This is a genomic window from Streptomyces synnematoformans, from assembly GCF_039531005.1.
GTDB lineage: Bacteria > Actinomycetota > Actinomycetes > Streptomycetales > Streptomycetaceae > Streptomyces > Streptomyces synnematoformans.
Genome location: NZ_BAAAPF010000243.1, coordinates 1 through 10,920, shown reverse-complemented (window position 1 = coordinate 10,920; position 10,920 = coordinate 1). Strand labels below are relative to the sequence as shown.

The 10,920-nt window shown below is 75.8% G+C and carries 6 protein-coding genes; 5 read left to right on the top strand and 1 reads right to left on the bottom strand.

The annotated features are described in order from the left end of the window. Positions 1-141: 141 nt before the first annotated feature. Positions 142-1,878: an RNA ligase family protein gene (locus ABD317_RS27195; protein ID WP_344292924.1), complete on the top strand. Its 1,737-nt coding sequence runs from the start codon at positions 142-144 to the stop codon at positions 1,876-1,878. Continuing rightward, positions 1,878-4,238 (top strand): RNA repair domain-containing protein, encoded by a 2,361-nt coding sequence (locus ABD317_RS27190; protein ID WP_344292922.1) that lies wholly within the window; start codon positions 1,878-1,880, stop codon positions 4,236-4,238. Before ABD317_RS27195 ends, ABD317_RS27190 begins: the two co-directional genes overlap by 1 nt. A gap of 125 nt (positions 4,239-4,363) precedes the next feature. On the opposite strand, the gene ABD317_RS27185 is transcribed toward ABD317_RS27190, so the two are convergent. Then, positions 4,364-5,242, bottom strand: a complete 879-nt coding sequence (locus ABD317_RS27185; protein ID WP_344292920.1) for an SAM-dependent methyltransferase — start codon at positions 5,240-5,242, stop codon at positions 4,364-4,366. A 245-nt stretch (positions 5,243-5,487) separates the two neighbouring features. Between ABD317_RS27185 and ABD317_RS27180 the strand changes: the two genes are divergently transcribed. The 3 genes from ABD317_RS27180 to ABD317_RS27170 all read left to right on the top strand — a co-directional run bounded on the left by ABD317_RS27180 (position 5,488) and on the right by ABD317_RS27170 (position 10,863). Then, positions 5,488-7,368 (top strand): sugar-binding protein, encoded by a 1,881-nt coding sequence (locus ABD317_RS27180; RefSeq protein WP_344292918.1) that lies wholly within the window; start codon positions 5,488-5,490, stop codon positions 7,366-7,368. Between the two features lie 91 nt (positions 7,369-7,459). Continuing rightward, positions 7,460-8,791, top strand: coding sequence for a DUF2252 family protein (locus ABD317_RS27175; RefSeq protein WP_027755533.1), 1,332 nt, complete (start codon positions 7,460-7,462; stop codon positions 8,789-8,791). 224 nt (positions 8,792-9,015) lie between these two features. Beyond that, a complete protein-coding gene (locus ABD317_RS27170; RefSeq protein ID WP_344292915.1) occupies positions 9,016-10,863 on the top strand; it encodes a chitinase in 1,848 nt (615 codons plus the stop codon). The last annotated feature ends 57 nt before the right edge of the window (positions 10,864-10,920 follow it).

Here is a 10,920-nt window from a genome sequence, read left to right as displayed (position 1 = left end):
GCGCGGCCCCCCCCCCCCCCCCCCCCCCGCGCCGGCCCCGGCCCGGGGCGGCGCCCGGCCCGGGCGCTGACTATTCGCTGGAGCCGCCTCTCGGGCACTTCTACAGTGGCCGGGCCCCTTCCCCCGTCACGGAGCCCGGCCATGCGTGTGCACTACCCCCGTACACCGCACCTCCCGTGGTCGCCGGGGGCCGCCGCGGACGACGTACGTGCCGGAGAGCTGTCCGGGCTGCGGGGGCGCGAGGTCGTGGTCACCGAGAAGCTCGACGGGGAGAACACCACCCTCTACGCCGACGGGCTCCACGCCCGCTCGCTCGACTCGGCGCACCATCCTTCGCGGGCCTGGGTGAAGGGGCTGCAGGGGCGCATCGGCGGCGGGATACCGCCGGGGTGGCGGGTGTGCGGGGAGAACATGTTCGCGCGGCACTCGATCGCCTACGAGGACCTGGAGAGCTGGTTCTACGGCTTCTCCGTCTGGGCCGGCGACCGCTGCCTGGACTGGGACCGGACGGTCCGGTTCCTGCGGCGGTCGGGCGTTCCGGCGCCCCCGGTGCTGTGGCGGGGCGTCTTCGACGAGCGGGCGCTGCGGAAGCTGGCGCTGGACACCGCGCGCCAGGAGGGCTACGTCGTCCGCACCGTCGAAGGGTTCGGGCTGCGGGAGTTCGGGCGGCGGGTGGCCAAGTGGGTGCGCGGCGGGCACGTACAGACCGGCACGCACTGGATGCACGCCGCGGTCGTGGCGAACGGACTGGGCCCGAAGGCCGCGCTGTGGGAGGTGCGTTCGGGCGGGGCCGCCGACGTGCCGGCCCTGTCGGCGGCGCTGGGCACCGCCCCGGAGGACCCGCCCCCCGCCGAGGCCGCCGTCGCCGACGTGGTCGCGCGGCTGGACGGGCTCGGCCGCTCCGGGGACGCCCGGCTGGCGGGGGTCTCGGCCGCGATGCTGCACGGCGCCGGCCGGGCGTGGCTCGCGCCCCGGCTCGCCGGACAGCTGGGCCTGCGGGGCGCACGGCGGGTCGCCGACCTGGTGGGGCTGTGCGGGGCGGTGCAGCGGCCCTGTCCGGACGGCGAGCGCCGGGCCGGTCTCGTACGGATGTCCCTCGCCGCCGACCTGGGGGTGCTGCACGCCGTCGCGGGGGCGGTCGCGCGGGACGCCGGGGCGCACGAGCAGGTCGAGTGGTCGATGATGCACGCCGAGGACGCCGGGCTGCTCGGGCCGGCGCCGCTGGAGCGGCTGCGGGGGGCGCTGTGGGACGCGCTCGGCGGCGTCGGCCGGGAGGCCGCCGACCGGTGCTGGGCGGAGGCGCGCGAGGCGTACGCGGCCGGGCGGATCGCCACCGCCGGGGAGGCGGCGGCGGTGAGCTGGCGGTGGCGCTCCGGCGCGTTCCCCCGGCTGATCCAGCTGATCGGGCCGTCCGGCAGCGGCAAGAGCACGTTCGCCGGCGGGCTCGCCGGGGCCGACGCGTACGTCTGCCTGGACGAGCTGCGCGCGGCCCGCGGCGACCGGGCCGATCAGCGGGCCAACGCGGACGTCCTGCGCGAGGGACTGGGCCGCCTCGACTCGGCGCTGGCCGGCGGCGGGACCGTGGTGTGGGACGCCACGTCGCTCGACCGGCACCGGCGGGCGGCGGTCCAGCGGGTCGCACGGCGCCGCGACGCCCTGGTCACGCACGTGGTGGCGCTGGTCGGCGAGGACGAGCTGGCACGGCGCAACCGGGCACGGGCGCACCCGGTGCCGCCCGGGGTGCTCACCGCCCAGGTGCGCCGGTTCACCCCGCCCTACCCGGGCGAGGGGCACCGTACGTGGTACGTCGGAGCGGCCGGAACGGTCGCCGACACCGCCGGTGCCCTGGACGAGGACCCGGACGGCGGGGATGCGTGATGCGTACGAGCGCCGAGATCTACCACCGGGTCCGCTGGGACCCGCGGTTCGACCCGGCCAGGTTCGTGCTGGGGATCGGCCAGCGCGGCGCCGCCCCCCAGCGGATGCCGCTGCCGTCCTTCGTGCCCGGAGGCGACATCCCGTGGCACCGGATCCTGTTCGTCGAGGCGGACGGGGAGTTGCTCTGGGACCGCGCCACCGGCGTGGACCGCATCGACACGTCGGACGCCGGCCGGACGCGGGGCGCACGCCTGCTGCGGCCGCCCTTCTTCACCCCCAGGACGCCCTTCGGCTGGGACCCCGCGCCCGGCTGGCGCCCCGCAGGCGATGTCCCGCGGCCGGCGGCGGGTGCGGCGGGGCTACGCGTTCTCACCTGGAACACGCTGTGGGACCGGTACGACAGCGACCGTATCGAGACCGCCCGGCGCCGCCCGCTGCTGCTCGCCTCCCTCGCGGAGGCCGACGCGGACGTCATCGCGCTGCAGGAGGTCGAGGCCGGCCTGCTCACGCTGCTCATGCAGGCCCAGTGGGTGCGCGCCGGCTACACCCTGGGCACCGATCCGGGCGGAGAGGACGTGCCGGACAGCGGACTGCTGCTGCTCAGCCGGCTGCCCGTACGGGAGGCGGGGTGGCACGCGCTCGGACGGCACAAGGCCGTCACCGCCGTCACGGTGGACACCGGCACCGGCCCGCTCGTGGTGGCCACGACCCACCTGAGCAGCGACCACTCCGACCGCGGTGCCGCCCTGCGGCGGGTCCAACTGGACCGGCTCGCCGAGGGACTCGGCGGTGTGGCCGGCGAACTCGTCGTGGTCGGCGACTTCAACGACGGCGGTGCGGCACCCGCCACCCGGCTGGGGCTGCGGGACGTCTGGACGGAGGTCCACGGCCCCGGCGACCGGACGCCCACGTTCGACCCGGGCGGCAATCCGCTGGCCGCGGTGTCCTCGCTGTCCGGCCGGGCCGCCCGGCTGGACCGGATCCTGCTGCGCCCGGGGCGGCTGCACGCGGCCGGGGCGCGGCTGCGGGGTGACACGCCTACGGCGGACGGGCTGTACGTCTCGGACCACTACGGCGTGACGGCGGACCTGCGGACGGGCGCCGCCGAGCCGGCGGACGCGCCCGCCGCCCGCACCGCGAAGGCGCCCGGTCCCGTGTCCGCCCCCGTGTCCGGTCCCGCTCCCGTGCCCGGCCCCGGAGGGGCGGCCGCGGCGGGCGAGGACGAGCACGCCCGGGCGCTGGCGGTCGTGCGGCGCATCTCCGGGGCGCTGGGGGACGGAGTCGTCCACCTCGCCGGGTCACGGCGCATGGGCTGCGCCCTGGCCGGCGCGGACGTGGACCTGGTAGCGGCCCTGCCCGGCGGCGTCGACCCGGCCGGCGTCCGGGCCCGGGTGACCGCGGCGCTGTCGGACGCCACCCGGACGCGGCAGGTGACCGGCGCTCGCGTACCGGGTCTGCGGCTGCGCACCGGCGGGCTGGACGTCGACCTGGCCGTCGTCGCGACCGGCGCGCTCGACCCCGCCGAAGCGGTGGCCCGGCGGGCCGAGTTGGGCGGAGCCGCCGCGACCGCCCTGAGCGCGGTGAGCGACGCCGAGGCGGTACGTGCCGCGGTCGGCGACCGGCACGCCGCCGTCGCCCGGCTCGCCGCCCGGGTGAAGGCGTGGGCCGCGGCGCGGGGCCTCGACGCCGCCCCGTTCGGCGGGCTGCCGGGCCTGGCCTGGTCGGTGCTCGCGGCCCGTACCGTACGGGAGGCCGGGGCGGCGGCCGGGGACGCGGCAGAGCCGGACTCCCTCCGCGGCTTCTTCGGCACCTGGGCCGCCTGGGACTGGCGGAGCCCGGTCGGCCTCGCGGCCGCCGGCCCGCAAGCGCCGTCGCCGGTGGTCGTCCTCACCCCCACCGATCCGGTCCGCAGCTGCACCGGCCACGTCACCGCCGGCTTCCGGGACCTGCTGGCCGAGGAGTGCTACCGGGCCTGGACCGTCCTGGAGCACGCGGCGGAGACCGGCACGGACCCCTGGCCCGCGCTGCTGTCGCCGCCGTCCCTGCACCGACGGCACGCGGCCTGGGCGGTCCTGACCGTGGCCCCGGGCCGTGCCGGGGAGTTCGACGAGACCCTGGGGCGCGTCCGGGGGCGGCTGCACGCGCTGGTCGCCGCGCTGGGAGACGCCGGCGCGGCCGACGCACACGCCTGGCCCCGGCCGTTCGAGACCGGGCCGGCGTCCGCGCGGTTCGCGATCGGCCTCGGCCGCACGCCGCCGGATGCCGCGGGGGTCGCGGCCGTCGCCGCCGGGTGGTGCCGGGGGCTGCGCGGGGTCGACGTGACGTGGGCGGAGCACGGCGCCGTACCGGCCCTGCGCTGACCTCCGGCCGTCGGGGACCGTCTCCGGCCCGGCGGCACGGGACTACGGCGTACGGCCGTCGCAGCTCGGTGCGTCGTCGGGCACGGCGGGCGCGGGGGTCACGGGGGCGCCGGGGTCGCCCCGGGTCACGACTTGCGGGCTATCAGGCCCAGGCACGAGGCTTCCGCGTCGGTGTACAGGGGGGCCGGCGGGGGGTCGGCGGAGACGTCCGGGGACCAGCGGTTGACCGGGACGATGCCGGGGGGCAGCAGCTCCAGGCCGAGGGGCTCGACCAGGTCCGCCAGCGCGCGCGCGTCGCGGGCGTGGGCGGGCAGGCCCTGGTTGCGGTAGAGCTGGGCGGCGGCCGCGACCTCCGCGGGGGCGAACTCGGCGGTGATGTGGCTGAGGACGAGGTGGCTGCCGGCGGGCAGCGGGTCCATGAGGGCGGCGATGATGCGCCGCGGGTCGTCCTCGGGGGTGATGAAGTGCATGATCGCCACGAGGTTGACCGCCACCGGGCGGCCGAGGTCGAGGACGGGCTCGGGGCCGGTCATGCAGGGGTGGCCGAGGATGGTCCCGGGGCGGCGCAGGTCGCCCTGGATGTAGTCGATGCGGCCCTCGGCGGTGGAGTTCATCAGGGCGCGGGCGTGCGCGAGCACCACCGGGTCGTGGTCGGTGTAGAGGATGCGCGCCTCGGGCCGTGCGGCCTGGGCGATCTCGTGGACGTTCGGCGAGGTGGGGATCCCGGTGCCGATGTCGAGGAACTGGTCGACGCCGACGGTGGCCAGGCGCTCGACGGCCAGGTGCATGAAGTGCCGGTTGGCGCGGGCGAACTTGCCGACGCCGGGCCACACCGCGACGACCCGCTCGGCGGTCTCCCGGTCCGGCGCGTAGTGGTCCTTGCCGCCCAGGTAGTAGTCGTACATGCGGGCCGTCTGCGGCTTCGTGAAATCGATCTCGGGGGGAGTCCAGGACGTTCCGGCGGTGGTGCTCAGCCACGCCGTCCCGCTGTTCTCGGTGGTCACATGCGCTCCGGGGGGTACGCCGTCAGATGATACGAACTCTGCCACACGCGGTCTGCTTTGTCGCGGAATCCCTTTCCTCCCCGGGCAGTTGGCCGCACCGGCGCGGTGCGGAAGCGCCGGCCGGCTCGTCCAGTTGACAAGATGTCCTGACAAACCTCTTGCCCTGGCCCCCGGTCTGGCATAGAACGGTCGGTCGTGAGCCTCATCGAGCGGGGCTCACCTCGTACGGCAAGGGGAGGCCATCGGTGACGAACTCGGCGCAGGGGGACGGAACGGAGCCCGGAGCGGCACAGGACGCGGGCAGGGCGGGGCCGAGCCGGCGGGTCGTGTCGGCCGCGCTGGTGTCCGGCGTCGTCGGTACGGCGCTGGGCGCGACGGCGCCGTCGGCGTGGGCGGACGACTGGAGCGTGCCGCGCCCGCGCCGGGCGCCGCAGGGGCGCCGCGGCCGGGCGCACAACGACGTGCTCTTCGTCGGCGCGCACCCGGACGACGAGGCGGGGAACCTCTCGACCTTCGGGCAGTGGCGGGAGCGGTACGGGCTGAGCACCGGCGTGCTCACCGTCACCCGCGGCGAGGGCGGCGGCAACGCGGCAGGCCCGGAGGAGGGCCCGCCGCTCGGGCTGATCCGGGAGGACGAGGAGCGCGCGGCGGTCGGCCTCGCCGGCATCGACAACGTCTACTACCTCGACAAGCCGGACTTCTGGTACACGCTCTCCGGCCCGCTGACGGCCGCGATCTGGGACGCGGACGACACGCTGGAGCGCATCGTCCGGCTGATCCGCGCCACCACGCCGGACACGGTCGTGACCATGGACCCGCGCCCGTTCAACCAGCACGGCGGCCACCAGCTGTCCGCACGGCTGGCGATCGAGGCGTTCTTCCTCGCCGGCGACCCGCGCGCGTTCCGCTCGCAGATCACCCGCGAGGGGTACCGCCCGCACCGGCCGCGGCTGCTGCTCGCGCAGAACTACGGCTTCCGGAGCCTCCTCGGCCCCGACGCGCCCAAGCAACGGCGTACGGACCGCGCCAGCGGCCTGCCGGTCTTCGGCGTCTTCTCCGGCGTGCGCAGCGAGGAGCACGGCACGAGCTGGGCGCAGGTGGAGCAGGACGCCGCCCGCACGTACGTCACGCAGGGCTGGGCCGCGCGGCCGCCGCAGGTGCCGACCGACCCCGAGAAGCTGGGCTCCGACTGGTACACGGTGCTGGCGGCGAACGGCCGGGCCGTGACGTCGAAGGTGCGGCCGCAGAGCGGGCTGCGCCCGCTGTACGCGGAGTTCCGCGACTGGACCGAGCGCGTGGGCCTGCCGTGGCTGGCCAACGACGCCCAGCCGGACTACCCCGAGCCCCCGGCCACGACGATCCCCGAGGTCGCCACCGCCCCCGTGCTCGACGGCGTCGAGCGCGCCGCCGAGTACCCGGGCCCGGAGCTGCCGCTGGTGCACTGGCAGGGCGAAGAGGCCGACGCGGCGGACGTCTCGGCGACGGCGAAGCTGTCGCGGCACGGGGACGACCTGTACGTGCTGGTCAAGGTCGTCGACGACCGCAGGGGCACGGCGCTGGAGGAGAGCGACGCCAAGCGCCACTGGCGTACGGACTCCGTCGAGATCACCCTCGACCCGCGGGGCACGGCCGACGACACCTCGACCACGTTCAAGACGGGCATCTTCCCGTTCACCGCGAACGGCGGGGGCCCGGCGGCCGAGCGCGACGGCGACAACCGCCAGGGCCCGGCGGCGACGACGGCGCCCGGCATGCGGGTCGCCGCCGTGGTCTCCGACCCGTACCGGGGCTACACGATCGAGGCGAAGATCGCGCTGGCCGACCTGCCCGCCGCCGCGGACCCGGAGAAGTTCGCGCTCAACGTCCTCGTGTACGACTCGGACACCGACGACAAGACGGGCCAGACCCGGCTGGCGTGGTCCCCGTACGGCAGCGCCCAGGCCGACCCGTACGTCTGGGGCGGCGCCGCGCTGGAGGGCTACACCCCGCCGCCGGAGCGGCCCACGGAGCCGGTGGAGCCGGAGATCCCGACGGAGGCGGCGCGCAGCGAGGACTCGCCGGCGTCGGTGTCGCAGTCGCAGCGCACCGGCATCCCGCTGGCGGTCGGCCCGCGGCGGCGCCGCTGACGCACCGGGGCGGGCGCGCGTGCTCGGGGGCGCGCGCCCGCCCCGGTTCCGCCCCCCGGTCCGGCGGGGGTGCGCCGGTATCGTGAGCCGCATGGTCACGGACTCCAAGGACGCTCAGCGCGGCGAGGAGATACTCGCCGTCTTCGACTCCGCATTCGGCGAACTGCTCGCCGCCGACCCGGCGGCCTTCCGGCTGAAGTTCCGCAAGATGGCCGCCTCGGCGTTCGCCTTCTACCGCGGCACCGCCTGCCTCTACTACCACGACCTCCAGGCGGCGGGCGGGCGCGGCGACCCGTTCCTGACCGAGCAGACCGCCCGGGTGTGGATCCACGGCGACCTGCACGCCGAGAACTTCGGCACGTACATGGACGCCAACGGCCGGCTGGTCTTCAACGTCAACGACTTCGACGAGGCGTTCGTCGGCCCGTTCACCTGGGACGTGAAGCGGCTGGCCGGCTCGCTCGCGCTCATCGGCTACACCAAGGCGCTCAGCGACGGGCAGATCTCCGGTCTCGTCCGCGCCTACGCCGACGCCTACCGCGAGCGCACCCGCGCCCTCGCCACCGGCGCCAAGGACGACGAGGTGCCGCCCTTCACCCTCGACACCGCCACCGGCCCGCTGCTGGGCGCGCTGCGCGCCGCCCGCGCGCACACCCGCGTCGGGCTGCTGGACTCGATGACGGAGGTACGGGACTACGAGCGCCGCTTCACCGCCGGCGGCGGGGCCGTCGAGCTGGACGCGGCCACCCGCTCCCGGGTGCTCGACGCCTTCGACGCCTATCTGGAGACGCTGCCGCCCGGCGGCCGGGAGCCGCGGCCGGACGCCTACCGCGTGAAGGACGTCGTCGGCCGCCGGGGCGTCGGCATCGGCAGCGCGGGGCTGCCGTCGTACAACATCCTTCTCGAAGGGCACAGCGACGCCCTGGAGAACGACATCGTCATCTACATGAAGCGCGGTCAGACGCCGGCGGTCGCCCGGCACGTCACCGACCCGGCGATCAGCGGCTACTTCCGCCACGAGGGGCACCGCACGGTGATCTCGCAGCGCGCGCTGCAGGCCGCGTCCGACCCGTGGCTGGGCTGGACCGAGCTGGACGGGGCGGGGCAGCTGGTCGCGGAGGTGTCGCCGTACGCGGTGGACCTGGACTGGTCGGACATCGACGACCCGGAGCAGGCCACGGCCGTCGTGGGCGACCTGGGCCGGGCCACCGCCACCATGCACGCGGCGGCGGACGTGGAGGAGAGCGGGCACTCGCTGGTGCCGTTCTCGACCGAGCGGGCGATCGACGCGGCGATCTCGGCGGACGCCGACGGGTTCACCGAGATGCTGGTGGACTTCGCGCACGACTACGGCGCACGGGCCCGCGCCGACCACCAGATCTTCGTCGACCTCTTCCGCAACGGGCGCATCGCCGGCCTCTGAACGGGCCCGCATCCCAGCGGAACACCACGGACGGCACAGAACACCACGGAGCACCACGGAGCACCACGGAACGGCCCGGAACACGGCGGGAGTCGGGGCGCGCACGCGGACGGCGTGCGCGCCCTGACGTGCACGCGTCCCCTTGACATCATTATTGGTCTGGACCAACGTGTCCCCCGCGCTTCCCCAGCCAGGCCCCGACCTCCCGAGACCCGGAGGCAGTTGTGGACCGTTCCCCGCGCCCGACCAGACCCCGCTCCCGCCCCGCCGCACCCCTCGCGGCCCTGATCGCCGCACTCGCGCTGCTGGCCGGTGTGCTCTCCGGCACCGCCGCCGGCGCCACCGCACCCGAGGCCGCCGCCGAGCCCAACCTGCTCCGCAACGGCGGCATCGAGGCCGGCCTCGACGGCTGGAACTGCTCCGCCGGCAGCGGCTCGGCGGTCTCCAGCCCGGTGCGCTCCGGCACGTCCGCGCTCAGGGTCCAGCCGGCCGGCGGCGACCGCGGCGAGTGCACCCAGACCGTCTCCGTACGGCCCGACTCGCGGTACGCGCTGAGCGGCTGGGTGCAGGGCTCGTACGCCTACCTCGGCGCCCGCGGCACCGGCACCGCGGACGTCTCGGACTGGACCGCGTCCGCCGCCGGCTGGACGGAGCTGAGCACGTCCTTCACCACCGGCCCGGACACCACCTCGGTGACGGTCTACGTGCACGGCTGGTACGGCCAGCCCGCCTACCACGCCGACGACCTCACCCTCACCGGCCCCGGCGGCGACCCCGGCACCGTCCCCGCCGCCCCCGCCGGCCTGTCGGCCGACTCCGCCACCGCCACCTCCGTCTCGCTCTCCTGGAGCGCGGTGAGCGGCGCGACCGGCTACACCGTCTACCGCGACGGCACCCGCGCGACCTCCGTGACCGGCACCTCCGCCACCCTCACCGGGCTGACCCCCGCGACCACGTACCGCTTCGAGGTGACCGCGACCAACGCCGCCGGCGAGTCCCCGAAGTCCGCCGCCGTCAGCGCCACCACCCGCGACGGCGGCGGCGGCCCCGGCGGCACCCTCCCGCCGCACGCCCTCGTCGGCTACCTGCACGCCAGCTTCGCCAACGGCTCCGGCTACACCCGACTCGCGGACGTGCCCGACAGCTGGGACGTCGTCAACCTCGCCTTCGGCGAGCCCACGTCGGCGACCTCCGGCGACATCCGCTTCCGGCTCTGCCCGCGGGCCGAGTGCCCGAACGTGGAGTCGGAGGCGGAGTTCAAGGCGGCGATCGCGGCCAAGCGGGCCGCGGGCAAGAAGGTGCTGCTCTCCATCGGCGGCCAGAACGGCCAGGTCCAGCTCACCAGCACGGCCGCGCGCGACGCGTTCGTCCGGTCGGTCGGCGGCATCGTCGACGAGTACGGGCTGGACGGCGTCGACATCGACTTCGAGGGCCACTCGCTGTCCCTGAACACCGACGACACCGACTTCCGGAACCCGACCACCCCGGTGATCGTCAACCTGATCTCGGCGCTGAAGTCGCTCAAGGCGCGGTACGGCGAGAGCTTCGTGCTGACGATGGCGCCGGAGACGTTCTTCGTGCAGATGGGCTACCAGTTCTACGGCACCGGGCGGTGGGGCGGCCAGGACCCGCGCTGCGGGGCGTACCTGCCGGTGATCCACGCGCTGCGCGACTCGCTGACGCTGCTGCACGTCCAGGACTACAACTCCGGCCCGATCATGGGGCTGGACGACCAGTACCACACCATGGGCAGCGCCGACTTCCACATCGCGATGACGGACATGCTGCTCACCGGCTTCCCGGTCGCGGGCGACGCCGAGCGGTTCTTCCCGGCGCTGCGCCCCGACCAGGTGGCCATCGGGATGCCGGCCAGCACGCAGGCCGGCAACGGGTACACGCCGCCGGGCGAGGTGACCAGGACGCTGGACTGCCTGACGAAGGGCACCGGCTGCGGCTCGTACCGGACGCACGGCACCTGGCCGGACATGCGCGGGCTGATGACCTGGTCGATCAACTGGGACCGGTTCAACGACTGGGAGTTCAGCCGGAACTTCGACGCCTACTGGCCGTAGGGCCCCGCCTCCGGCCGGCCGCAGGGCCGCGGACGCGCGCCGGCCCCGGGCCGTGCG